Here is a 23,516-nt window from a genome sequence, read left to right on the forward strand (position 1 = left end):
GTTTGGTTTACTGGTGCCCTCGTAGGTCGCGGGAGAAGATCAGGCGTGAGAGGTTGAGCGGATGAGCAACGGACGAGTCGGTGCAGCGGGTGACGCTCGCGTCGTCGTGGTGGGTGCCGGACTGGCGGGTCTGCGGACCGCGGAGGAGCTTCGGCGGGCCGGGCACGAGGGCGAAGTGGTGCTCGTCGGCGCCGAGACGCACCTGCCGTACGACCGCCCGCCGCTGTCCAAGGAGGTCGTCCGCGGCGAACGCGACGACGTGACCCTGCGGCCGACGGAGTTCTTCGACGAGCAGGCCATCGAGCTGCGACTGGGCTCCGGCGCGGTCGCGCTGGACCCCGCCGCCCGCACCGTCGCGCTGGCCGACGGCACCTCCGTGGACTACGACCACCTGGTGATCGCTACCGGACTGCTGCCGCGGCGGATCCCCGGGCTGCCGGACCTCGACGGCGTGCACGTGCTGCGCACGCTCGAGGACTCGCTCGGCCTGCGTGCGGACCTCGTCCCCGGCCGGACCGCGCTCGTCGTCGGCGCCGGTTTCATCGGCTGCGAGCTCGCGGCCAGCATGCGCAAGTCCGGCCTCGAGGTGATCCTCGTCGAGCCGCAGCCGGCGCCGCTGGCGTCGGTGCTGGGGCCGGAGGTCGGCGCGCTGGTCGGCCGGTTGCACACCGCCGAGGGCGTCGACGTGCGCACCGACACCGGGCTGACCGCGCTGCTGGGCGAGGGCCGGGTGCGCGGCGCGGTGCTCTCGGACGGCACCGAGGTCGCCGCCGACCTGGTGGTCATCGGGATCGGCTCGGTTCCGGTCACCGACTGGCTGGCGGACTCCGGGGTGCGGCTCGCGGAGCGCGCCGACGGCGGCGGGGTGCTGACGGACGAGACGGGACGCACCAGCGACCCGCAGGTGTGGGCGGTCGGCGACGTCGCCGCGTGGCTGCACCGTGACGGAAGCCGGCGGCGCGTCGAGCACTGGAGCAACGCGGGTGAACAGGCCAAGGCCGTCGCCCTCGCGTTGCTCGGCAGCGACAGCGAGGTTGCCGCGCAGGTGCCGTACTTCTGGAGCGACCAGTACGACCTCAAGGTGCAGGCGCTGGGTGAGCCGTCGGCGACGGACACCGTGCACGTGGTGCGCGACGACGGCCGCAAGTTCCTGGCCTACTACGAACGGGACGGCGCACTGGCCGCGGTGGTCGGCTGCGGCCTCGCCGGCCCGGTGATGAAGATGCGGGCGAAGATCGCCGCCGGGGTGCCGATCGCGGAGGTGCTCGAGCCCGCGGGCGTCTAACGTGAGGGGATGATGCGCGGCCGTCGGGCCCTGCCGGAGCTCACGGAACTCACCGCGGCGCACTGGACGTCGGGGGAGAGCGGGCGGCTGTCCGTGCAGCGGTGCGCGCACTGTCTCCGATGGTCGTTCCCGCCGGTGTCACACTGCCGGCACTGCTGGCGTGACGACTTCACCTACGAGCCGGTCACCGGCAAGGGCGCACTGCTCAGCTGGACCGAGGTGTTCGAGTCCGTCGCGTCTGCCCCGCAGCCGCCGTACCTCGTCGCGGTGGTGGAACTCGAGGAGGGGATCCGGCTGTTGCTCGGCCTGACCGACGCCTCGCGGGATGCCCTGCGGGTCGGTGCGCCGACCCGGCTGGTCTTCGAGCCGATCGGCGAGGGGGTCTGGTTGCCGCTGGCCGAACTCGAGGAGTGGGAGCAGCCGGAGGACCGTCTCGAGGCGGTGTCGTGAGCGGCGTCGGCCGATGACGGGCGCCGTGGTCAGCGGGGTGGCCCGGGTGCCGGTCGCGGGCACCGACGGCGCGGTGGCCGCGGTGTTGGGTGCGCTGACCGACGCCGGACTTGCCGGTTCGGCGGTCGAGGGCGTGCTGGTGTGTGGAGTCCCGGCGGTGGAGGGACTCGACCTGGGCTTCGAATTGTCCTGGGCGGCAGCAGAACCGAATCGATTCGCGGTGGTCGCCGGGGTCGCGTCCGCGGCTGCGGTGGTGTCGGCGGGGTTGGCCGCGCACGTGGTGTGTGTGGACGCGGCCGCGCCGGTGCGATTTCTCGGCGCGGGGTCCGGCGGCGCCCCGGAGTACCGGATCGGTGGCCGTGGCACAGCGTCGGGGTGGGCGCAGTGGCATGCGCCCTACGGCGCGGACTCGGTGTTGGTCGAGGTGGCACTGGCCGCCCGGGCGTACGTCGAGCGGTTCGGCCTGACCCGCGCCGAGCTGGCGCAGGTGGCGCTCGCAGCCCACGCCCATGTGGGTGACCCGCTCGGGTTGGCCGAGTACCTGGCGGCGCCGATGCTGGCGGACCCGCTGTGCCGGTACGACCGCGCCACCCCGGTCGCGGGCGCCGCGGCGATCGTGCTCAGTGACGCGGACCTCGCGTCGGACCTGGCAGGCGAGGCCGTGGCGGTGGTGGGCCTCGGGTCCGCCAGGTCCTCGGTTCCGCTGTGGGAACAGCAGCCCGAACCCGACGCGACCGCGATCCACCGGGCGGCCGAGCGGATGTGGCGCAGCACCGGACTCGCCCCCGCCGACGTCGACGTGGCGGTACTCGGCGACGAACTGTCCTTCCTGACGGTGCTCTGGCTGGAGGCGCTCGGCTTCTGCGGGACCGGTGAAGCCCGGTATCTTCTTGGGAGGAAACAGACTTCGCGTGGCCTCGAGGTGGCGGTCAATCCGCACGGCGGCCAGCTCGGCACCGGCGGGTCGGCCGGCCTGGACCTCGTGGTGGAGGCGGTGGCGCAGCTGCGCGGCGGGGCTCCCGCCACCGCGGGCCCCCAGGTGGCGGCGGTGGGACTCGGCGAGGGCACCGTGGCCGGCTGCCTGCTGCTGACGCGCTGACCGCGGTCCGCTTGTCTCGAGTTACGTTAATCTCGACAGTCGAGATAGTTCTTGGTCGAGAGAGTTGGGGTCGTCGGGTTGAACGCGGTCGGCGAACGAGGAGGGCGCGTGGTGGGCAGGCAGGCGACGGGACGGCGCGCCGCGGGCGAACGGGTGGCGGGCTCGGTGGAGTCGGACGGCGCCGATGCCGCGCTGGCGCTCGTCCACCGGTTGCGCGGGCTGGCGTCGGATCTGGACCAGCTCGGTGCCACCTTTGCCGAGCGAAACTCGTTGCACGCCACGGATCTTCGTGCGCTGGTGTTGCTGCTGGACGCCGACCGTGCGCAACTGGCCGCGACCCCCGGATGGCTGGCCGCCCAGCTCGGACTGGGTTCGGCCGCGACGACGGCCCTGCTGGACCGGTTGGAGCGGGCCGGGCACCTGGTGCGGTCGGCCGACCCCGGCGACCGGCGCCGGGTGCTGCTACGGGTCCAGGAGCAGGCGCGGTACCTGGGGTGGTCGTTCTTCGCCCCGCTGGTGGGGCGGGTGGACGCGGCGATGGCGGACTTCGACGCCGACGAGCGTGCCACGGTCGCCCGCTTCCTGGGCGCGATGGACGGGGCGCTGGCGGCGGAACCGGACCGCTCGGACCGGCGGGGCGGCCGCGGCGATAGGTTTGACGGGTGATTGTTGCGCTCATCGACTCCGGCCTGGGGATGCTGCCCACTTCGGCGTGGCTGCGGCGGCTCCGCCCCGACCTCGATCTGCTGCTCTGCCTCGACCCGGACGGGGCGCCCTGGGGTCCGAAGCCGCGGGAATGGGTGATCGAGCGGGCGGTCGGGGCGGCCGAGCGGGCGGTGGGCCTGGGCGCCGAGGTCGTCGTGGTGCCGTGCAACACCGCCAGTGTCACCGCGCTCGAGCACATCAGGGACCGACTCGGCCCCGGCGTCCCGGTGGTGGGGACCGTGCCCGCGATCAAGCCGGCGGCCGCGGTCTCGCGGTCCGTCGCGATCTGGGCGACGGCGGCGACCACCGTGAGTGACTACCAGGCCGACCTGATCGCCCGGTTCGGGAACGGTGCCGTCGTCACCGGGGTGGCCTGTCACGGGTTGGCCGACGCGATCGACCGCGGCGATTCCGGGCGGGTGAGCGCCGCGATCGCCGAGGCGGTCGCGCACACCCCCGCCGGCTGCGACGCCGTGGTCCTCGGCTGCACCCACTACCCGCTGGTCGAGGCGGAGATCGCCGCCCGGCTGCCGGCCGGTGTCACGCTGTTCGACAGCGCGGAGGCTGTGGCGGCGCAGACGGTGCGCCGGATCCAGGCCCTCGGCCGCGACAGCACCGGGGCCGGTGCCGTGTCGGTGCTGCTCAGCGGCAGGCCGGGTGATCTGCCTGCGAGCGCACTGAACTACGACGCGGGCAGGGTGCTCGCGGACCCTACGCGCCTGCCCCGCTGAGCTGGGCCAGGCCCGCGACCACCAGGCGTGCGACGCCGCGCAGGTCCTCGGCGCGGTCCCGGGCCAGTTCGTCGAGGTCGCGCAGGCGGTCGGCGCCGGCGGCGGCGAACATCGCGGCCACCCAGGCGGTGGCGCTCGAGTCGAGCGCCCGGGCAGACGCGGCGAACGGGGAGCTGGCCCGGAGAACCTCGATCGTCGCGTCGTGCAGGTAGCTGCGCAGCCGCCGGAGGTGTTCGCGCACCGCGGGGTGGGTGTCGGCCTCGCGCCAGATGATCACCCGCATCACCGAGGAGTGGTGATCGCGCAGGTTCAGGGCGGCGTCGAGGTTCACCAGCGTCGACTCGGGTTGTCCGGTGACCACCAGGTCGGCCACGTCGGCGAGCGGTTCGGCGGGCAGACGCTCGGTGACCAGTGTCGTCAGCAGCGACTCCTTGGTGGGGAAGTAGTAGAAGACCAGTCCCTTGGGGACGCCGGCCTGTGCCGCGACGGCCGCAGTGGGGGTGGCGTCGAAGCCCCGTGCTGCGAAGAGTTCCTCGGCGGCGTCGAGGATCAGCTTCCTCGCGTCGCCGTCCGCTCTGGCCGTCCGGCGCCGCCGCGGACCCGGCATCGTCAGGTACCTCCGAACGTGAGGGTGGGGCGAGCGGCGGCGCTCGCCCCACGGGATTGTCGTCCTTTCGCTGTGTCGTCGGCGGGGGTCAATGCGCCGCCAGTCCGCCCCGGTGACCGATGTGCATCGGGGAGCTGTCCGGGAGCGCGGCCATCGCCACCACCGCGGTCAGCACGCCGCCCACCCACGAGGTCCATGCGGCGCCTGTCAGGTGCGAGAAGCTGGTGACCCAGGGGGAGATGAACATCAGGACGCCGAGCACACCCATTGCCCAGACGACCATCTCGGTACCGGGGGACGCCAGGTTGGCGAGCCCGGTCACGGCCACGAGCACGCCGAGAACGATCATCGACCACCGCGCGGCGCTGTTGGTGTCAACCCAGATCGGCGAGAGCGCCACAACCGCACCGATCACCACGGCGGCCCAGTCCTGCCACCGAGACCATTCGACCTTCATTTCTGCCTCCTCGACGAGGGAACTCCTGACTCCGGTATAGACCTGATTGACCGGCCGGTCAATGGCCTGGAATCCGGCGCCGACCAGGCCGTCGTGGGACGCTGTGAGGCATGCACGACGAGGTGGTCAGGGCGCTGGGCGAGGTGGCGGACGCGGGCGACGCGCAGCACCTGCAACGGTTCTTCAAGACCGGCCCCGGCGATTACGGCGAGGGCGACCTGTTCATCGGAGTCCGGGTGCCTGCCACCCGGAAGGTCGCCGCGCGGTTCGCGGACCTGCCGCTGCCGGAGATCGACGCGCTGCTCGACAGCCCGGTGCACGAACACCGGCTGGCCGCGCTGCTGATCCTGGTCGGGCGATTCGAACGCGCCGACGCGGTGCGCACGCGAGACGAGGCGGAACGGGAACGGATCGCCGACTTCTACCTGGCCGCGGTGCTGCGCGGGCGGGTGAACAACTGGGACCTGGTCGACAGCTCCGCCGAGCGGGTGCTCGGTGGCTGGCTCTACGACCGGCCCCGGGACCTGGTGTTCACGCTGGGCGACGACGACGACCTGTGGCGCCGTCGGGTGGCGCTGCTGACGACCTTCGGGTTCATCCGGCGGGGCGACGCGTCGACCACGCTCGGGTTGGCGCCGCGACTGCTGGGCGACCGCCGGTACCTCACTCAGAAGGCGCTCGGCTGGATGCTCCGCGAGGTGGGCAAGCGGGTGGACCGGGTGCTGCTGACCGGGTTCCTGGACCGCTACGCCGCGGAGATGGGCGCCGTCGCGCTCAGCGGTGCGACCGAGCACCTCGACGCGGACGCCCGCGCCGGGTACCGGCGCGGGCGTCGACTGGGATCATCGAAAGGCGGGGCTGCGAAGAGCAGTGCCTCGAAGTGAAGTGCCCCGGAGGGCGGGTAGAGCGGGCTGTCAGAACTCGATCTTGACGTGGTCGGAGACCGGGCGGGCCTGGCAGCCGAGGATGTAGCCAGCGGCGATGTCCTCGGGGTCGAGGATCTCGCTGTTGCCCATCTCCACGTTGCCCTCGAGCACGGTGCAGGCGCAGGAGCCGCACTCGCCCTCCTGGCAGGAGTAGGGCACGTCCAGTCCCTTGGACAGCATGATGTCGACGAGCGTCTGCTTGCGCGGCCAGCTCATCTTGTGGGTCTCGCCGTCGAGCTGCACCTCCACGGTGGCGGCGTCGGCGGCCTCCTCCTCGGTGACCTCCTCGACGACGGCGTCCTGGAAGGGGTCGCCGGCGAGCGAGTTGAACACCTCGGCGTGCACCTGGGTGCGCGGGACGCCGGCCTCGGCGAGCGCCTTGTGCACGGTGTCCATGAAGGGGCCGGGGCCGCACATGAACGACTCGTAGCCGCCGAACGGCGTGGCCAGGGTCGCGAACTGGTCCGGCGTCGGCAGGCCCTGCAGGCTCTCCAGCCAGTGGATGACGGTGAGGCGGGTGGGGTACTGGGCGGCGAGGCCGCGCAGCTCGTCGCGGAAGATCACCGACTTCTCGTCGCGGTTGGCGTAGACCAGGACCACCTTGCCGGAGCCTTGGGTGAGCGCCGACTTCAGGATCGACATCACCGGGGTGATGCCGCTGCCCGCGCCCCAGAGCAGGAAGTCGTGGTCGAGCGACTTCGGCGTGAAGACGCCGGACGGCGGCAGCACCTCGATGGTGTCGCCGACCTTGACGTTGTCGCAGAGCCAGTTGGAGCCGTAGCCGTCGGCGGTCCGCTTGACGGTGACCTTGGGCTCGGCGTCGGTGAACGGCGAGCTGGCCAGCGAGTAGCAGCGGGCGACGGAACCGGTCCGGTCGCTGGGGATGCGCAGGGTCAGGAACTGTCCGGGCTTGTAGTCGAACTTGCTGCGCACCTCGTCGGCGACCGCAAAGACCAGCGAGCGCGCGTCGGAGGTCTCCTCGATGACCCCGGACACGGTGAGCACAACCGACCTGGAGCTGTGCGGCACGTCAACAGTGGTCATCGGTGGATCCTCTCAGGGTGAATCTCGAACTGGGCTGAATCTGGAACGTGTTCTAGTTTCGAATCTAGCAGGAAACCATGGAACCAGCAGGATGCTAATTTGCGTCGGCCGATTCCCGATAATCGGGACAAGCTTCACTCACGCGTTCGCGGACCGCTGTCGATCCAGCTGCACGCCGAGTCCGGAGATCAGGGTCTCGACGCCGAAGCGGTAGAAGTCCTGGGCGTGCACCCCGTCCAGGTGCCGGGCCGCCCGGGCGATGGCCTCCGGCAGGCCGGTCCGGTCCGGAATCGTCGGCTCCTGGTCGGCGATCCCGCTGCGGCCGAACAGGTAGGTGTGGATCGCGACGTACGCGAGCAGCACGTTGCGCTCCGAGAACCCCGCGTCGAACAGGATCTCCATCACGAGTTCGATCAGGTGCCGTTGCTTGCGCAGCATCTGCTCGAGCAGCACCTCGCCCAGGCCCGGGTAGCGGGCGAGGCGGTCGTCGATCTGGTCGATCAGGGTCCGCAGCCGGGCCTCCCAGTCCCCGCCGGAGTCCGGTGCGGTGATGTCGGCGAGTGCGGCGGTGGCCACCAGGTCCAGCAGTTCGCGCTTGTCGGAGACGTAGTAGTACGGGGCCATCGCCGAGACGCCCAACTCGCGGGAGAGGCGGCGCATGGAGAGCTTGTCGAGCCCGTCCTCGTGCACCACGCGCAGCGCCGCCGCGACGATCTCTTCCTCGGAGAGGTTCCCGTGTGTGGGGCCGGACACCGGTGCGCCGCCGGCTGTGTTGCGGCCGGCCGGCCGTCCCAGGATCACGGACTTGTCCGTCATCATGTCCTCAGTGATCAACGATCTTGATCATCGGCAGGAAGCGAGCGGTGGCAGCGCACGCTGTGCATTGGGATCGACGGGTTGTCGGCCCCGTTCTCCTATTTTAGGGCCTGTAGACCCCGATGGGGTGGGCTCGGTGGAACTGGTTCGACTTCGTGGGCATTCCGGTCACCTCGGAGGGCGGGGCACGCCGACGGAGGTGAGGGACCCGACGCCGTGGGTCAGCGTCTCGCCGCCCGCGCGCAACAGGTCGGCCAGGTCCAGGGAGTCGTCGGTCAGCCACTGCTCGTACGCGGACAGTGCGACGCCGAGGACCATCCAGCCGACGGTGCGCGGCAGGTGGTCCGTGGCGTCGCAGCCGAGCCGGACGGCCGTGTACTCCGCGATCACGTCGCGCCAGCCGTTGTACATCACCATCGAGTAGGCCTGCAGCGCAGGAGCTTTCAGGATGATCTCCATCCGGCTCCGATGCAGCGGGGCCACATCCGGCGGGAACCGGTTGAACTCCAGCAGCGCGGTGGTCAGGCCCTCGGCGAGCTGGATGTCGTCGGGCAGCGCGGCGAGCAGCGAGCGCATGTCGGCCAGGTGGTTGTCGAAGTCGCCCCACGGGATGGCGTTCTTGGACGGGAAGTAGCGGAAGAACGTCCGTCGCGCGATGCCGGCGGCCTCGGCGATCTGGTCGACGCTGGTCTCCTCGAATCCGTGTGCGGCGAACAGTTCGATGCCGACGGAGCTGATCCGTTCGCGCGTGGTCGACGGTCGCCGACCCGTGCGACCTCGCGTGGTGCTGGGACTTTCCGCCAATTTCGCCTCCGGGCTTTCATTATGCACTCGATGCCATTATTGTCGTGAGCCGAGTCACAGTGGTACTCGCTGAGACCGTCGATCACCCTGACACAGGAGGTAAGCCAGATGGCCGACCATCGCGAAAATGCCGTTGCCGAGACCGAGCTCGTCCAGGAGTCGCTCGTGGAAGAGGTCTCGATCGACGGCATGTGCGGCGTGTACTGATCGTGGATCTTGACACCGGGTGGTCTCTCCACCCGCAGGTGGCGCTTCGCCCCGAGCCATTCGGGGCGTTGCTCTACCACTTCGGCACCAGGAAGCTCTCGTTCCTGAAGAACACCGTCATCGTCGGCATCGTCACCTCGCTGGCGGAGCACCCCGATGCCCGGACCGCGATCCGGGCCGCCGGGATCGACGACGCCCAGGTGGACACCTACGCGCGCGCCCTGGCCACCCTGGCCGAGTCGCAGATGATCGTGCGGGCTCCGGCCGGCGCGACGACCGCAGCCTGACGCTGCTCCAGCCCCGCACGTCACCGACATTCTCCCCTCGCGAGGACACCAAGCCCATGACCTCCATGCTCGATCGCCCCGCGCCGGCCCCCGTCGGCCGCCTGGTCGACCAGTTCGAACTCGGCCTCGACGCCCCGATCTGTCTGACGTGGGAACTCACCTACGCCTGCAACCTCTCGTGCGTGCACTGCCTGTCCTCCTCCGGTCGTCGCGACCCGCGTGAGCTGTCCACCGAGCAGTGCAAGTCGATCATCGACGAGCTGCAGCGGATGCAGGTGTTCTACGTCAACATCGGCGGCGGCGAGCCCACGGTCCGCTCGGACTTCTGGGAGCTGGTCGACTACGCGACCGACCACCAGGTCGGCGTCAAGTTTTCCACCAACGGCGTCAAGATCGACAAGAAGGTCGCCGCCCGCCTGGCCGCCAGCGACTACGTCGACGTGCAGATCTCCATCGACGGCGCCACCGCGGAGGTCAACGACGCGGTCCGCGGCCCCGGGTCCTTCGCGATGGCCGTCCGCGCGCTGGAGAACCTCGCCGAGGCCGGGTTCAAGGACGCGAAGATCTCGGTCGTCGTCACCCGCCACAACGTGTCCCAGCTGGACGACTTCAAGGCGCTCGCCGACAAGTACGGCGCCACCCTGCGGATCACCCGGCTGCGCCCGTCCGGCCGCGGCGCCGACGTGTGGGACGACCTGCACCCCACCGCCGGCCAGCAGCGTGAGCTCTACGACTGGCTCGTCGCCAACGGTGACGGGGTGCTCACCGGCGACTCGTTCTTCCACCTGTCCGCGTACGGCGACGCCCTGCCCGGGCTCAACCTGTGCGGCGCCGGCCGGGTGGTGTGCTTGATCGACCCCGTCGGCGACGTGTACGCGTGCCCCTTCGCGATCCACGAGCAGTTCCTGGCCGGGAACATCGTGAGCGACGGCGGATTCCAGCACGTCTGGCAGCACTCGGAGCTGTTCGCGGACCTGCGCTCCCCGCAGACCGGCGGTGCCTGCACCAAGTGCAGCCACTACGACGCCTGCCGCGGCGGCTGCATGGCGGCAAAGTTCTTCACCGGCCTGCCGATGGACGGCCCCGACCCGGAGTGCGTCATCGGCAACGGCGAGGCCGCGCTGGCCGCCGACCGCGGCGAGCTGCCGAAGTCCCACGTGGACCACTCGCGCACCGGACAGCGTCGTACCCCGCGGGCACCCGTGCCGCTGCAGCTGATGGTCCGCCCCCCGGCCAAGATCTGTGACGAAAACCCGCTCGCGGGAATGGAATAGAGGATTCTCTTCATGGCTAAGAACGCCTGGTTCGAAACCGTGGCCGAGGCGCAGCGACGCGCCCAGAAGCGGCTGCCGAAGTCCGTCTACATGGCGCTGGTCGCCGGGTCCGAGAAGGGACTGACGGTCGACGACAACATCGCGGCCTTCAGCGAGCTCGGCTTCGCCCCGCACGTCGCGGGACTGCACGACAAGCGGGAGATGGCGACCGAGGTCATGGGGCAGCCCATCTCGATGCCCGTGCTGATTTCGCCGACGGGCGTGCAGGCCGTCCACCCGGAGGGCGAGGTCGCGGTGGCCCGCGCCGCCGCCGCCCGCGGGGTCGCGATGGGACTGAGCTCGTTCGCGAGCCGCTCCATCGAGGACGTCGCCGCGGCCAACCCGCAGACGTTCTTCCAGATGTACTGGGTGGGCGACCGCGACACCCTGGTCCAGCGCATGGAGCGGGCCCGCGCGGCCGGCGCCACGGGTCTGATCATGACCCTGGACTGGTCGTTCTCGATGGGGCGGGACTGGGGCAGCCCGGCCATCCCGGAGAAGATGAACCTCAAGGCGATGATGCAGAACGCGCCGGAGGCCATCATGCGTCCGCGCTGGCTGATGGACTTCGCCAAGACCGGCAAGGTCCCGGACCTGACGACGCCGAACCTGATCAAGCCCGGCCAGCCGGCGCCCACCTTCTTCGGCGCGTACGGCGAGTGGATGGGCACGCCGCTGCCCACCTGGGAAGACGTCGCCTGGCTGCGCGAGCAGTGGGGCGGGCCGTTCATGCTCAAGGGCGTCATGCGTGTCGACGACGCGAAGCGCGCCGTCGACGCCGGTTGCTCCGCGATCTCCGTGTCCAACCACGGCGGTAACAACCTCGACGGCACCCCCGCCCCGATCCGGGCGCTGCCGGCGATCTCCGAGGCCGTGGGCGACCAGCTCGAGGTGCTCCTCGACGGCGGCATCCGTCGTGGCAGTGACGTCGTCAAGGCCCTCGCGCTCGGTGCCAAGGCCGTGATGATCGGCCGCGGCTACCTCTGGGGTCTCGCGGCGAACGGCCAGGCCGGCGTCGAGAACGTCCTGGACATCCTGCGCAGCGGCATCGACTCGGCCGTGCTGGGTCTCGGGCACTCGTCGATCGCGGAGCTGTCCCCGTCCGACCTGGTGATCCCGGCCGACTTCCGCCGCGACCTCGGCGTCTAGGACGCCGCGGGCCGTGACGATACGGCTCACCGAACCGATCACCCTGGCCGGGCGTACCGCACCGGCCAGGGTGATCTTCGGTCCGCACGAGACGAATCTCGGTGTCGGCCGGTCACTTTCCTCCGCGCACGTCGCGTACTACGGCCGGCGCGCCCGGGGCGGGGCAGGCGTCGTGGTCACCGAGGTGGCGTCCGTGCACTCCGGCGACTGGCCGTACGAGCGGGCCCCGCTGGCCGCCGACTGCGGACCGGGCTGGCGGGCCGTCGTGGACGCCTGCCGCCCGCACGGGACGCTCGTGCTCGCCGGTCTCGGCCACACCGGGGGGCAGGGCTCGAGTGCCTACTCCCAGTCGGTGCTGTGGGGCCCCTCGCCCGTCGCCGACGTGGTCACCCGCGAGCTCCCGGCCCAGTTGGAACAGGCCGAGATCGACGCGGTGGTCGCGGGATTCGCCGCCGCCGCCCGCACCGCCCGCGCCGCGGGGGTGGACGGCGTCGAGATCGACGCAGGCCCGCGCGCGCTGCTGCGCCAGTTCCACTCCGGCCTGACCAACACCCGGGCCGACGAGTACGGCACGGACCGACTGCGGCTCACCCGGGAGGTGCTCGCCGCGGTCCGCGCCGAACTTGGCCCGGACCGGGTCCTCTCGTTGCGGCTGAGCTGCGACGAGTCGGCGCCGTGGGCCGGCGTCACCCCCGAGATCGCGGCGGGACAGGCTCGGGCCCTTGCGAATTCGCTCGACCTGCTGGTGGTGGTGCGGGGCGGCCCGATGTCCGTGCCGGACTACCGTCCGGACGCCCACACGGCCCCGATGTTCAACGTGAAACTCTGCGAGCAGATCCGGTCGGCGGTCGGCGGCGCCGTCCCGATCGTCCTGCAGGGCAGCGTCGTCGACGCCGAACAGGCCCGGCAGGCGCTCGACGCCGGGGTCGCGGACGCGGTGGAGATGACCCGCGCGCAGATCGCCGACCCGGACCTGGTGGCGACCGTCCGGGCGGGGGAGCGGCCGCGACCCTGCGTGCTCTGCAACCAGGCCTGTCTGGTCCTGGACCCGATGAACCCGCTGGTGGGTTGCATCGGCAACCCCGAGGCCGGTCAGGAGGGCGCCGAAGTCGCTGCGCCGCAAGCGGACCCCGCACCGGTGCTGGTGGTCGGCGGCGGTCCTGCGGGCCTGGAGGCGGCCCGGGTCCTGGCCGGACGCGGCCACCGCGTGCGACTGGTCGAGCGGTTCGAGCGACCGGGCGGCATGGTGTCCACGGTCGCGGTCGGCGTCGGCCGCGAACGGCTCACCGAGCTCACCGACTGGCTCGCGGCGCGGTGCCGACAGCTCGGTGTCCGGTTCGAGACCGGCCGGGCCGCGTCGGCGGCGGACCTGGACGCGGCCGCCCGTGCCGGCGAGCGGGTGGTGCTCGCGACCGGCAGCACCACCCGGCCCTGGGACGGCGACCGTGAGGACGACGCGGTGATCGTCCCCGCCGCGGCGGTGCTCGGCGGGTGCGGGTTGCCCGACGGGCCGGTGCTGGTGTTCGACCCGGTCGGCGGGCCGGCCGCGGTCGCGGTCGCGGAATGGCTTGCCGCGCCGGGTCGCAGCGTCGCGCTGCTGACCCGCGACCCGGTGGTCGGCACCCAGCTGGGCCGCACGGGCGACCTCGCGCCGGCCAACGTCCGGCTGCAGCGCGCCGGGGTGGCCCGGCACCTGTACTCGCGGATCTGCGCGGTCGGCGCGGCGGCCGTGGTAATCGAGGACGTGCACACCGGGGTCCGGCGGTCGGTGCCGGCGGTGGCCGTCGTCGACTGCTCGCCCGGCCTGCCCGACGACGCGCTGCACCGCCCCGGCGTCACGTTGTCGGCCGGGGACGCCGTCGCGCCGCGCACCGTCGCCGAGGCCGTGCGCGAGGGCCGTGCCGCCGCCGTCGGGATCGGTGCCCGATGACCGGGACGGGGCGGGGCGGCGACTGTCCGAGGCTGCTCAGCCCGCTGTCGCTGGGGCCGGTGACCCTGCGCAACCGGGTGGTGTTCGCCGCGCACCTGACCAACAGCGCGGTCGACGGCCTGCCCACCGCCCAGCACGCCGCCTACTACGCGGCGCGGGCCCGCGGCGGCGCCGGCCTGGTCGTCACCGAGGAGCACTGCGTGCACCCGACCGACCGGCCGTACGAGAAGCTGATCGCCGGGTACCGACCGGAGGTCGTCGACGGGTACCGGCGGATCACCGACGCCGTCCACGCGCACGGCACGGTGATCCTCGCGCAGCTCAACCACAACGGGGGCCAGGGCACCGGGATGTACACCCGGCTGCCGGTGTGGGCGCCGAGCCCGATCCCGGACCCGCTGTTCCGGGAGGTGCCCAAGGCCGTCGACGAGTCCGAGATCGCGGAACTGGTCGCGGGCTACGCGCTGGTCGCGGCGCACTGCCGCAGCGGCGGCTTCGACGGCGTCGAGATCCAGTGCTCGCAGTCCTCGATCCTGCGGGCCTTCCTCTCGCCCGACGCGAACCGGCGCACCGACCGGTACGGCGGGTCGCTCGCCAACCGGGCAAGGTTCCTGCTCGCCGTGGTGAAGTCGGTGCGCGCCGCGCTCGGCCCGGATCTGGTGCTCGGCGTGCGCCTGACCGGGGAGGAGGGGATCGCCCGGGGCATTCACCTCGACGAGGCGGTGGCGGTCGCCGCAATGGTCGAGGCGACGGGGATGGTGGACTACCTCAACACGTCGATCGGCATGGCCACCGAGAGCCTGCACCTGATCGAGGCGTCGATGGCGGTGCCGCGCGGCTACTCGCTGTTCATCCCCAGCGCGATCCGGCGGCGCGTGCAGCTCCCGGTGGTCGGCGTCGGCCGCTTCACCGGGCCGGAGCAGGCGGAGCGGGCGCTCGAAGAGGGGCACTGCGACCTCGTCGGGGTGGTCCGCGGGCAGATCGCCGACCCGGACTTCGCGGCGAAGGCGACGGCCGGTGCCGCGGCGGAGATCCGGACCTGCCTGTCCTGCAACCAGGAGTGCGTGGGCCGGGTGGGGCTGAACCGGTGGCTGGGGTGCGTCGAGAACCCGCGGGCCGGCAGGGAATCGGTGCCGCTGCCGATGCCGCGGCGACGGGGCCTGCGGGTGTGCGTGGTCGGCGGCGGCCCGGCCGGGCTGCAGGCGGCGGCGACCGCGGCCGAACGCGGCCACCGGGTGACGGTCTTCGAGCGCGGCGCGCTGCTCGGCGGTCAGGTGCGCACCGCCGCGGTGGGGGCGGGGCGGTCGGAACTGTTGGAGATGGTGCGCGGTCTCGCCGCGCAGTGCGCCCGGCACGGTGTGGAGATCCGGACCGGGTGCGAGGCGAGCGCCGAGGTGCTGCGCGAGGAAGGCCCCGACGTGGTGCTGCTGGCCACCGGCGCCCGGCCGCGGCGGCCCGTGTGGGCGGGCGACCTGGCCGCGGTGGTGGACGTCCGGGACGTGCTCGAGGGTCGCGTCACGCCCGCCGGCCGGGTGCTGCTGATCGACGAACTGGGGTTTCACCAGGGCACCTCGACCGCGGAGCTCCTGGCGCAGCGCGGCTGCGAGGTCACCCTCGCCACCAACGCGATGGTGGTGGGGCAGGACCTGGGACTGACGCTGGACATGGAGGGCTGGCGCGCACGGGCGCACCGGCTCGGCGTCGACACGCTGACCGACGTGGTCCCGATGGCGGCGACGGCCGAGGGCGGGGGAGTGCGGGTGAGCCTGCTGCACCACCCGACCGGCCGGACCCGCGAGCACGTCGTCGATGCGGTGGTGTGCTCGGTGCACCAGGAGCCGGTGGATGAGCTGTGGAAGACGCTGTCCGGCAGCGACTTCGAGGTGCACCGGATCGGCGACGCGCTGGCGCCGCGGCGGGCGAATGCCGCGGTGGTCGAGGGCCATCGGGTCGCCGTCGCCCTGTAGTCCCGCCGGTGGTCGTGGGGACCCACCACTCACTCGGGCTTGGCCGAGGCCGTCTGGAGCAGGCCCCAACTGAACCGTGCCTCGCAGGCGGTGCCGTCCGCGACGGTGAACTCGGCGGTGGCGTGGCTCGGCACCGTGCCGCCCGACATCCGGAAGCGGACGGGTCCGCAGGCACGTTCGAGATCGTCGATGGTCACCAGCCACGGTCGCAGGTCCGCCGGTTCGGTGATGGTCGGCGCGACAGAGTCCGCGCCCCGGACGAGGCGCTCGTCGACCACCTCGCCGCCGGGGCCGAAGGTGATCTGGAACTGCAGGCCCGGCCACAGCGGCATGGTCCAGCCCTCGACTGCCAGGTCGCCGCCGAGAGCGGTGGGCCGGGTCCCGGTCACGTCCGGGCGGCCGAGCGCCATCCGGTAGCGGCYGGCGCCGTCCGGGAAGTTGCCGCGTAGTCCACGTTGCCACTGTGCGTGCGCGGCGCGGGCGTCGGTACCGCTCTTGCCGAGGTTCTTCAACGCCGACCCGACGAGGGACGGCTGATGGTCGTCCATCCGTCGCAGCAGCATCAACTCGAAGTTGACGACACCGAAACCCGCCAGGGGCATACGTTCCAGAATCATCTGCCCTCCTGTGACATTGGGGAACAACGCAATTGGGTAACACTCTGACGTCGGGGTGCTGCGACGTCGGGGTACAAGGGGGTGAGTCAGATTCCGGTGTCGGCATCCCCGGGCAGCACCCGCTGCGGCGTCTGCGTGAAGATCCACCCGCCGTCCGAGGCGGGGGTCAGCACCCACACGACGTCGTAACGGTCCTCGGGCCAGGGGTCGGGAACCGGACGATCCGCGCCGCCGAGTGCGTCGACGATGTCGGGGATGTACTCGCGCTGCCAGGAGATCAGGACAGGGCCGCCGGTTCGGGTGACCTCCTCGGCGAGGTCCGTCACGTCGTCACGCCCGAACCGGGTGTCCACGTCGAGGTCGAGTCGCTGCGCCAGCGGCGAGATCGTCTGCAGCGACCGCTTGCTGCCCTTCTTCGTGCTCGGCGTCGAGGCGAACAGTGCGCGCGGCCGCACGAGCGGCGATCCGGGCTCACCCGCGCCCGCGGCGAACAGGTCGGTGAGTGCGGCGGCCCGCCGCCACCCGGTCGCGGTGAGGGACTCGTCGCACCGGGCGCCGTCGGCGTCGATGCCGGGCTCGGAACCGGCGTCCTCGTCGGGTCGTTCGGCGTGCCGCACGAGCATGATCGTCGTCGTCGGGACGGTCCGGTCCTTGGCCATGGCGCCATTGTCCACCCGGGGACGGGCTTCCGGAGCTGCCGTCGCCGGCCGCGGTAGCGGAATGCTGGTTCCGGTTAGGCTGCTACTGTGCGGCATGCGGAATATTGGTTCCGCTTGTCCTCGATGGGAGTCAGGGTTCCGATGCGCAAGGCGACCTCCGGACGGCGTGCGGGCACGCCGTACCAGGTGACCTATCTGGTCCTCGCCGTGGCGATCACGGCCTACTCGCTGTTGCAGTCGCTGGTCGCGCCGGTGCTGCCGCTGCTGCAGGTGGAGTTGCACACCGACCAGAACGCGGTGACCTGGATGCTGACCGCGTACCTGCTGTCCGCGGCGGTGGCCACCCCGATCCTCGGCCGGGTCGGCGACATGGTGGGCAAGAAGAAGGTGCTCGCATCGGTCCTGCTCGTCGCGTGCCTCGGCTCCGTTTTCGGCGCGGTGGCGGAGTCGATCGGGGTGATGCTCGTGGCCCGGGCGGTCCAGGGGATAGCCGGCGGCGTCATCCCGCTCGCGTTCGGCATCGTCCGTGACGAGTTCCCGCGCGAGAAGGTCTCCGGCGCCGTGGGCGTGGTCTCGGCGTTGGTCGGGGTCGGGGGCGGACTGGGTCTGGTCCTGGGCGGCCCGATCGTGGACGCTCTCGGGACCAGTTGGCTGTTCTGGATCCCCGCGATCGCGTTGGCCGTGTCGGCGGTCGGCACGGTGGTTGCCGTGCCCGAGTCGCCGGTTCGGACGCCGGGCCGGGTCAGCTGGCTCGCGGCCGTGCTGCTCTCCGGGTGGCTGGTCGCACTGCTCGTCGCGGTGAGCGAGGGATCCCGGTGGGGATGGACGTCCGGCGCGGTCCTCGGCCTGCTCGCATCGGCGGTGGTGCTCGCCGCCGCCTGGTCCGCGGTGGAACGACGCGACGCCAGCCCGCTGATCGACATGGAGATGATGCGCATCCCGGCGGTGTGGACGACAAATCTCGCCGCGCTGTTCATCGGTATCGGGATGTACCCGGTCTTCGCCTTCCTGCCCGCGTTCCTGCAGACCGACCCGGGTGCCGGCTACGGCTTCGGCTCGAGCATCGTCGAGTCGGGGCTGATCGTGCTGCCGCTGTCGCTGACCTTCCTCCTGGCCGGCATCTGCTCGGGCCGCCTGTCGCACCGCTTCGGGGCCAAGGCCGTGCTGGTCACGGGCGCGGCCACGGCCGGCGGAGCCTTCCTGGTCCTGGTGTTCTCGGGGTCGGCGATGGGGGGCGTAGTGGTCTCGATGGTGTTGATGGGGACGGGATTCGGGCTCGCCTTCTCGTCGATGTCGAGCATCATCGTGCACGCGGTGCCGACTCACCAGACCGGTGCGGCCAGCGGCACCAACGCCAACATCCGGACGATCGGCGGCGCCCTCGGGTCCGCGCTGACGGCCAGCGTGGTCACCGCCCATGTCCAGCCGAGCGGTGTCCCCGCCGAATCCGGCTACACCGCCGCCTTCGCGGTGATGGCGGTGGCGGTGCTCCTCGGCGGGCTCGCGGCCCTGCTGATGCCGCCGCGCCGTGCCCCGGACGAGGTCCTGGTCAGCCACGTCCCGGCGAAGGTCCCAGCGGCGGCCTGACCGGCGGACCTACCATGGCAACCGAGATGACAACGCACAGTGAGACGACGCCGGGCGGAGCGGCCACGGACAGGCCGCTTCGGAAGGACGCCGCGGAGAACCGGACGCGCATCCTCGAGGCCGCTGGTCGCGTCTTCGCCACCTGCGGCGTCGAAGCCGGGGTGGAGGAGGTCGCCCGCGTCGCGGGTGTCGGAGTGGGCACGCTGTACCGGCGGTTCCCCAGCAAGCAGGCGCTGATCGACGAACTCGTCGGGCAGCACCGCAGGGAACTCGTACAGATCGCCCGAGCGGCGGCCGACAACCCGGACGGGACGGGTCTCGAAGAGTTGGTGCGCGCCACCGGCGAACTGCAGGTAGGGAAGTCGGGTTGCCTGCCACGGCTGTGGAACCACTCCGACGCGGAACCGGAGGCCATCGAGGAGTTCCGGACCCACCTCGCCGAACTGCTCGGGCAGGCGCAGCGGTGCGGGCGGATCCGAGAGGACGTCACCCACTCGGACATCACGACACTGTTCTGGGCGTTGCGGGGCGTCACCGAATCCTCGTATGCCGTCGCACCGAATGCGTGGCGCCGGCACCTGGAGATCGCGTTCGCCGGGATGAGGCCGGTGGAGGGCGGAGCCTTCAGCGCGCAGTTGCAGGAGCGGCCGCTCACCGTCGCGCAGATGCGGAAGATCAGCAAGTGACCGGGGCGCTCGTGCGGTCGAGTCCGGTGTGGTGCCTCGCCGACCTCCGGAGGCCGGACGCGGATCGGTCATTTGCGACGCGAACGACTGCCGGGTAAAGCTGTCCTCGGCCAGGAGGCCGAGATCCGACGTTCGAGTGTCGGGTCTGTCGTGGAACCAGGTGACACGTGGTCGCCGGACGAAGGATGGAGTTGGTCATGAGTTCTCCCGAGCCGATTGTCGTTGTGGACGGGGCGCGCACCCCGGTCGGTAGCTTCGGCGGTGTGTTCAAGGACGTGCCCGCGCACGAGCTGGGCGCGACCGCGGCGAAGGCCGCACTCGCGCGCGCCGGCGTGGCGCCGGAGGACATCGACGAGGTGGTCATGGGCTGCATCGGGCAGGTCGGGCCCGACGCCTACAACGCCCGACGGGTCGCGCTGGCCGCCGGACTGCCGGTCTCCACCCCGGCCTACACCGTCAACCGGCTGTGCGGTTCGGGCCTGCAGGCCGTGTGGTCCGCGGCGATGCAGATGCGCTGGGGCGGCGTCGATTTCGCGCTCGCCGGCGGCGACGAGAACATGTCGCGGATGCCGTTCTACGACTTCGGCGCCCGTAACGGCTACAAGCTCGGCGACCGCACGCTGGTCGACGGCACGGTCGGCATGCTCACCGACCCGTTCCACAACGTGCACATGGGCGTGACCGCCGAGAACGTCGCCACCAAGTACGGGGTCAGCCGGATCGAGCAGGACGAGTTCGCCGTCGAGTCGCAGCGGCGCGCCGCCACCGAGGCCGCCAAGGCGGCCTTCGCGGAGGAGATCACCCCGGTCGAGATCGGTGGCCGCAAGCCGGTCACCGTCGACACCGACGAGCACCCCAAGCCGGGCACCACCGTCGAGACACTCGGCAAGCTGCGCGCGGCGTTCGTGAAGGACGGCACCGTCACCGCAGGCAACGCGTCGGGCATCAACGACGGCGCCGGCGCCCTGGTGCTGGCCACCCAGTCCGCCGCGCAGGAGAAGGGGCTCACCGGCCTGGTCACCATCGAGGCGGTCGCGACCGGTGCGCTGGAGCCGGAGCTGATGGGCTACGCCCCGGTGCTGGCGCTGCGGAACCTGTTCGAGCAGACCGGCACCACCCCGGCCGACATCGGCGTCGTGGAACTGAACGAGGCCTTCGCCTCGCAGGCGATTGCGACCATCCGCGACGCGGGCCTGGACCCGGAGAAGACCAACCCGTACGGCGGCGCGATCGCGCTGGGGCATGCGGTCGGTGCCACCGGCGCAATCCTCAGCCTGCGGGTGGCCAAGGACATGGTCCGGCGCGATCTCGAGCTGGGCATCGTCACCATGTGCATCGGTGGCGGTCAGGCTCTGGCGGCGCTCTTCCGTCGGATCTAATTGACAGCAAAGCTGTGTTGATCGTGTGAAGAAGTCCACTTCGCGAGGCTTGAGTATCGAACTTTAGTCAATTAGGCTGCCTAAAAGGTTCGTACGAAGGGTTGGCGTAATGGGCGACGGCACGACAGGTTCGGTCCCGGAGAGCACGGGTGCCCACGGCGCGGACATTCCGGTGTCCCCCGAGGTCCTTGCTCTCCGGGACGACATCACGACGTTCTTCCGGAGACTGCGCAAGGAGCGCGCCGACCACAAGCTCACCCCCTCGCAGTTGCAGGCGCTCGCGCACCTCGAACGGGAGGGCCCGATGACGGCCCGGGTGCTGGCCGACTTCGAGCAGGTGACCCCGCAGTCGATCGCCCGCACCCTGGCCCTGCTCGAGGACGGCGCGATGGTGACCCGCGGTCCGGATCCCGCGGATGCCCGCGCCAGCCTGGTCTCGCTGACCGAGTCCGGCCGGCGGATGCTCATCGAGGACCGGGAACGCCGCTCGCTGTGGCTGGCCGAGGTGCTCGAGAGCGAATGCACCACGCACGAACGCGAGCTTCTCTTCCTGGCCGGGCGGATCCTGCGCGACCTCGGCGTATCCGGCCCGGCGTCCGGCGGGCGCGGGTGAGCACGACGACCGCGACCACCGTGGCCGCCGCGCCGGTCGCGGCGCGGGCGGTGCCGCGGTCCATCTCGTTCGGACTGGGCTCCGGCGCGATGCTGCAGGCACTCAACTCGTCGATGATCGCGGTGGCCATCGTGGGCATCGCGGCGCACTTCGGGTCCACCTCGGGAATCGCGTGGGTGATCTCCGGTCTCTACATCGCGACCGCGGTGACCTCGCCCGTCGCGGGCACCCTGGCGGCCCGGATCGGCCCGCGGAAGGTCTACCTCGCGGGACTGGTCCTCATCGCGGTGGGGGCCGTGCTCGGGGCGATGGCGCCCACGCTCGGGTGGTTGATCTTCGCGCGGATCCTGCTCGGGATCGGCACTTCCAGTCAGTACCCGGCCGCGATAACGATCGTCCGGATGATCGCCGACCGCCGGGGCGGTCAGACCGGGTCGGCGCTGGCGGTGCTCAACGTCTGCTCGCAGGCGATGGTCGCCTTGGGTCCGACCGTCGGCGGTGTGCTGGTCGGGCTGTTCGGGTGGCAGTCGATCATGTGGGTGAACCTGCCCCTGGTGCTGATGACCGCGGTCTGGGTCCTTTCGGTGGTGCCGAAGGATCCGGTGGGAGCGTCCGGCGCCGGCGGTCTACGGTCCGCGCGGGCACGTCGGGACTTCCTTCGGTCCCTGGATCCGGTCGGCATGCTCGCCTTCCTCGGGGTCATCACCGCCACGATGTTCTTCCTGCTCTCGCTGACCACCGATCCGCTCTGGCCGCTGGTGCCGGTGCTCGCCGGGCTGACCGCCGCGTTCGTCCGCTGGGAGCTGCGGGTCCCGGCGCCGTTCATCGACGTCCGCACGGTCGCGCGAAATCGCGCGCTGTGCCTCACCCTCGGCCGGACGCTGCTCACCTACACGGCCTTCTACTGCGTCTTCTTCGGTCTGCCGCAGTGGCTGCAGGGCGCCCGTGGGTTCTCCGCCGGCACCGCCGGTCTGCTGATGTTGCCGATCGCCGGCGTCGGCATCGGCGCGACCATCCTCGCGACGCGACTGTACGGGGCGCGAGGTGCGCGACCCGTTCTGTTCGTCGGCACCCTCGGCCTCACCGTGGGCGGCCTGGCGCTGGTCTTCCTCGGGAGCACCTCGACCCCGGTGGTCGTGCTCGTGCTGGTCGCCTGCGTGCTCGGAATCCCCAACGGGTTCAACAACATGGGCAACCAGAACGTGATCAACGCGGTCACCGGTGTGCGCGAGGTCGGCACCGCGCTCGGGATGTACCGCACGGTCCAGTACATCGGCGCCAACCTGGCCGCCGTGGTGATCGAACTGACCACCCGCGGGGTGGTCGGGGACGAGGGCCTGCACCGCCTCGGGGCGGTGATCGCGGTGATCGGCGTGGTGCTGCTGGTGGGTGTGATCGGCTCGCGCACACTGCGTATGCCTGCCCCCGTGCTCGACGCCGGCGCGAGGGTGAGGGCCGGGTCGGAGGCGTAGCGGTCGGCCGCCGGGGCTGCGCACTAGCATTCGGGGCATGCCCAACCACCTCGCCGACGCCACCTGGCCGGACGTCGGGGCACGGCGGCCCGCGCTGGCGGTGCCGGTCGGGTCGCTCGAACAGCACGGCCCGCATCTGCCGTTGGACACCGACACCCGGATTGCCACGGCGGTCGCGGCCGCCCTGCCGGGGTTCGCGCTCGCGCCTGCCATCGCCTACGGGGCCAGCGGCGAGCACGAGGGGTTCGCGGGCACGGTCTCGCTCGGCACGTCGGCGCTGCAGGTGACGGTCGTCGAGTACGGCCGTTCGGCGTGTCGCTGGGCCCCGCGCGTGTTGCTCGTCAACGGCCACGGCGGCAATGCGCCCGCCCTCGCCGAGGCGGTTGCGTTGCTGCGTTACGAGGGCCGGGACGTGGCCTGGGTGCCCTGTTCGGTGCCCGGCGCGGACGCCCATGCCGGACGCACCGAAACGTCACTGCTGCTGCACCTTTCGCCGGACGTCGTGCGTCCTGACCTGGCCGAACCCGGAGATCGCCGGCCGATCGGGGAGATCCTGCCCGCGCTGCGCGAGGGCGGCGTCGCGGCGGTCAGCCCCAACGGGGTGCTGGGCGACCCGACGGGATCCACGGCGGCCGAAGGGGCACTGGTGTTCGAGCAGATGGCGGCCCGTTGCCGGGCCGCCGTCGACCGCTGGAAACCCGATGCCAACGGGATGTTGCGGTGAGA

General features: G+C 71.6%; 25 protein-coding genes. 18 read left to right on the top strand and 7 right to left on the bottom strand.

The features are described from left to right. The first annotated feature begins 61 nt into the window (after positions 1-61). From AC1DU4_RS07885 to AC1DU4_RS07905, 5 genes are all read left to right on the top strand, one after another. Positions 62-1,285: an NAD(P)/FAD-dependent oxidoreductase gene (locus tag AC1DU4_RS07885; RefSeq protein ID WP_477838656.1), complete on the top strand. Its 1,224-nt coding sequence runs from the start codon at positions 62-64 to the stop codon at positions 1,283-1,285. 9 nt (positions 1,286-1,294) lie between these two features. Further along, entirely contained in the window at positions 1,295-1,735 is a 441-nt protein-coding gene (locus tag AC1DU4_RS07890) for a Zn-ribbon domain-containing OB-fold protein (RefSeq protein WP_477838658.1), read from the top strand. 13 nt (positions 1,736-1,748) lie between these two features. Further along, a complete protein-coding gene (locus tag AC1DU4_RS07895) occupies positions 1,749-2,834 on the top strand; it encodes a thiolase family protein (protein WP_477838660.1) in 1,086 nt (361 codons plus the stop codon). 108 nt (positions 2,835-2,942) lie between these two features. Beyond that, complete coding sequence (locus AC1DU4_RS07900; protein WP_477838662.1) at positions 2,943-3,500, top strand: MarR family winged helix-turn-helix transcriptional regulator; 558 nt, start codon at positions 2,943-2,945, stop codon at positions 3,498-3,500. Beyond that, a complete protein-coding gene (locus AC1DU4_RS07905; RefSeq protein ID WP_477838664.1) occupies positions 3,497-4,270 on the top strand; it encodes a glutamate racemase in 774 nt (257 codons plus the stop codon). The genes AC1DU4_RS07900 and AC1DU4_RS07905 overlap by 4 nt, the downstream gene beginning before the upstream one ends. On the opposite strand, the gene AC1DU4_RS07910 is transcribed toward AC1DU4_RS07905, so the two are convergent. Both AC1DU4_RS07910 and AC1DU4_RS07915 read right to left on the bottom strand, forming a co-directional pair. Next, the gene (locus tag AC1DU4_RS07910; protein WP_072842748.1) at positions 4,251-4,877 is read right to left on the bottom strand and encodes a TetR/AcrR family transcriptional regulator; all 627 of its coding nucleotides are present in this window, start codon (positions 4,875-4,877) and stop codon (positions 4,251-4,253) included. The two genes, AC1DU4_RS07905 and AC1DU4_RS07910, sit on opposite strands and share 20 nt — an antisense overlap. 88 nt (positions 4,878-4,965) lie before the next feature. Next, positions 4,966-5,334: an SPW repeat protein gene (locus AC1DU4_RS07915; RefSeq protein ID WP_072842749.1), complete on the bottom strand. Its 369-nt coding sequence runs from the start codon at positions 5,332-5,334 to the stop codon at positions 4,966-4,968. Positions 5,335-5,444: 110 nt separating this feature from the next. Here AC1DU4_RS07915 and AC1DU4_RS07920 point away from each other — a divergent pair, with 110 nt between their 5' ends. After that, entirely contained in the window at positions 5,445-6,218 is a 774-nt protein-coding gene (locus AC1DU4_RS07920; RefSeq protein ID WP_477838666.1) for a DNA alkylation repair protein, read from the top strand. 30 nt (positions 6,219-6,248) lie between these two features. On the opposite strand, the gene AC1DU4_RS07925 is transcribed toward AC1DU4_RS07920, so the two are convergent. The 3 genes from AC1DU4_RS07925 to mftR form a co-directional block, all read right to left on the bottom strand. Further along, positions 6,249-7,304: a 2Fe-2S iron-sulfur cluster-binding protein gene (locus tag AC1DU4_RS07925; protein ID WP_477838668.1), complete on the bottom strand. Its 1,056-nt coding sequence runs from the start codon at positions 7,302-7,304 to the stop codon at positions 6,249-6,251. Positions 7,305-7,442: 138 nt separating this feature from the next. Continuing rightward, entirely contained in the window at positions 7,443-8,120 is a 678-nt protein-coding gene (gene mftR2 / locus AC1DU4_RS07930; protein ID WP_477838670.1) for a mycofactocin system transcriptional regulator MftR2, read from the bottom strand. Between the two features lie 168 nt (positions 8,121-8,288). Next, entirely contained in the window at positions 8,289-8,924 is a 636-nt protein-coding gene (mftR, locus tag AC1DU4_RS07935; RefSeq protein ID WP_477838672.1) for a mycofactocin system transcriptional regulator, read from the bottom strand. A gap of 108 nt (positions 8,925-9,032) precedes the next feature. Between mftR and mftA the strand changes: the two genes are divergently transcribed. From mftA to AC1DU4_RS07965, 6 genes are read left to right on the top strand one after another with little or no spacing between them, the layout of a single operon-like run. Continuing rightward, the gene (gene mftA / locus AC1DU4_RS07940; RefSeq protein WP_072842752.1) at positions 9,033-9,131 is read left to right on the top strand and encodes a mycofactocin precursor MftA; all 99 of its coding nucleotides are present in this window, start codon (positions 9,033-9,035) and stop codon (positions 9,129-9,131) included. After that, positions 9,116-9,418 carry a mycofactocin biosynthesis chaperone MftB gene (mftB, locus tag AC1DU4_RS07945; RefSeq protein ID WP_477838674.1) on the top strand — a complete coding sequence of 101 codons (303 nt, stop codon included), beginning with the start codon at positions 9,116-9,118 and terminating at the stop codon, positions 9,416-9,418. Before mftA ends, mftB begins: the two co-directional genes overlap by 16 nt. Before the next feature lie 56 nt (positions 9,419-9,474). Then, positions 9,475-10,692 carry a mycofactocin radical SAM maturase gene (mftC, locus tag AC1DU4_RS07950; RefSeq protein ID WP_072842754.1) on the top strand — a complete coding sequence of 406 codons (1,218 nt, stop codon included), beginning with the start codon at positions 9,475-9,477 and terminating at the stop codon, positions 10,690-10,692. 12 nt (positions 10,693-10,704) lie between these two features. Beyond that, a complete protein-coding gene (mftD, locus tag AC1DU4_RS07955; protein ID WP_072842755.1) occupies positions 10,705-11,880 on the top strand; it encodes a pre-mycofactocin synthase MftD in 1,176 nt (391 codons plus the stop codon). 13 nt (positions 11,881-11,893) lie between these two features. After that, positions 11,894-13,810 carry a mycofactocin system FadH/OYE family oxidoreductase 1 gene (locus AC1DU4_RS07960; RefSeq protein WP_477838677.1) on the top strand — a complete coding sequence of 639 codons (1,917 nt, stop codon included), beginning with the start codon at positions 11,894-11,896 and terminating at the stop codon, positions 13,808-13,810. After that, positions 13,807-15,777 carry a mycofactocin system FadH/OYE family oxidoreductase 2 gene (locus tag AC1DU4_RS07965; RefSeq protein WP_477838679.1) on the top strand — a complete coding sequence of 657 codons (1,971 nt, stop codon included), beginning with the start codon at positions 13,807-13,809 and terminating at the stop codon, positions 15,775-15,777. The genes AC1DU4_RS07960 and AC1DU4_RS07965 overlap by 4 nt, the downstream gene beginning before the upstream one ends. A gap of 29 nt (positions 15,778-15,806) precedes the next feature. On the opposite strand, the gene AC1DU4_RS07970 is transcribed toward AC1DU4_RS07965, so the two are convergent. After that, the gene (locus AC1DU4_RS07970; RefSeq protein WP_477838681.1) at positions 15,807-16,394 is read right to left on the bottom strand and encodes a hypothetical protein; all 588 of its coding nucleotides are present in this window, start codon (positions 16,392-16,394) and stop codon (positions 15,807-15,809) included. A gap of 86 nt (positions 16,395-16,480) precedes the next feature. Then, positions 16,481-17,053 (bottom strand): hypothetical protein, encoded by a 573-nt coding sequence (locus AC1DU4_RS07975; protein ID WP_477838682.1) that lies wholly within the window; start codon positions 17,051-17,053, stop codon positions 16,481-16,483. A 141-nt stretch (positions 17,054-17,194) separates the two neighbouring features. Between AC1DU4_RS07975 and AC1DU4_RS07980 the strand changes: the two genes are divergently transcribed. The 6 genes from AC1DU4_RS07980 to mftE all read left to right on the top strand — a co-directional run bounded on the left by AC1DU4_RS07980 (position 17,195) and on the right by mftE (position 23,514). After that, on the top strand, positions 17,195-18,640 hold the full coding sequence (locus AC1DU4_RS07980; RefSeq protein WP_477838684.1) for an MFS transporter: 1,446 nt from the start codon (positions 17,195-17,197) through the stop codon (positions 18,638-18,640). Between the two features lie 26 nt (positions 18,641-18,666). Further along, the gene (locus AC1DU4_RS07985; protein ID WP_477838686.1) at positions 18,667-19,326 is read left to right on the top strand and encodes a TetR/AcrR family transcriptional regulator; all 660 of its coding nucleotides are present in this window, start codon (positions 18,667-18,669) and stop codon (positions 19,324-19,326) included. A gap of 197 nt (positions 19,327-19,523) precedes the next feature. Continuing rightward, positions 19,524-20,705, top strand: coding sequence for a thiolase family protein (locus AC1DU4_RS07990; protein ID WP_477838688.1), 1,182 nt, complete (start codon positions 19,524-19,526; stop codon positions 20,703-20,705). Positions 20,706-20,877: 172 nt separating this feature from the next. After that, positions 20,878-21,318 carry a MarR family winged helix-turn-helix transcriptional regulator gene (locus AC1DU4_RS07995; RefSeq protein ID WP_477838746.1) on the top strand — a complete coding sequence of 147 codons (441 nt, stop codon included), beginning with the start codon at positions 20,878-20,880 and terminating at the stop codon, positions 21,316-21,318. Further along, on the top strand, positions 21,315-22,790 hold the full coding sequence (locus tag AC1DU4_RS08000) for an MFS transporter (protein ID WP_477838690.1): 1,476 nt from the start codon (positions 21,315-21,317) through the stop codon (positions 22,788-22,790). Before AC1DU4_RS07995 ends, AC1DU4_RS08000 begins: the two co-directional genes overlap by 4 nt. A gap of 37 nt (positions 22,791-22,827) precedes the next feature. Beyond that, entirely contained in the window at positions 22,828-23,514 is a 687-nt protein-coding gene (mftE, locus tag AC1DU4_RS08005) for a mycofactocin biosynthesis peptidyl-dipeptidase MftE (protein ID WP_477838692.1), read from the top strand. The last annotated feature ends 2 nt before the right edge of the window (positions 23,515-23,516 follow it).

The organism is Rhodococcus sp. P4_F5 (assembly GCF_056401315.1).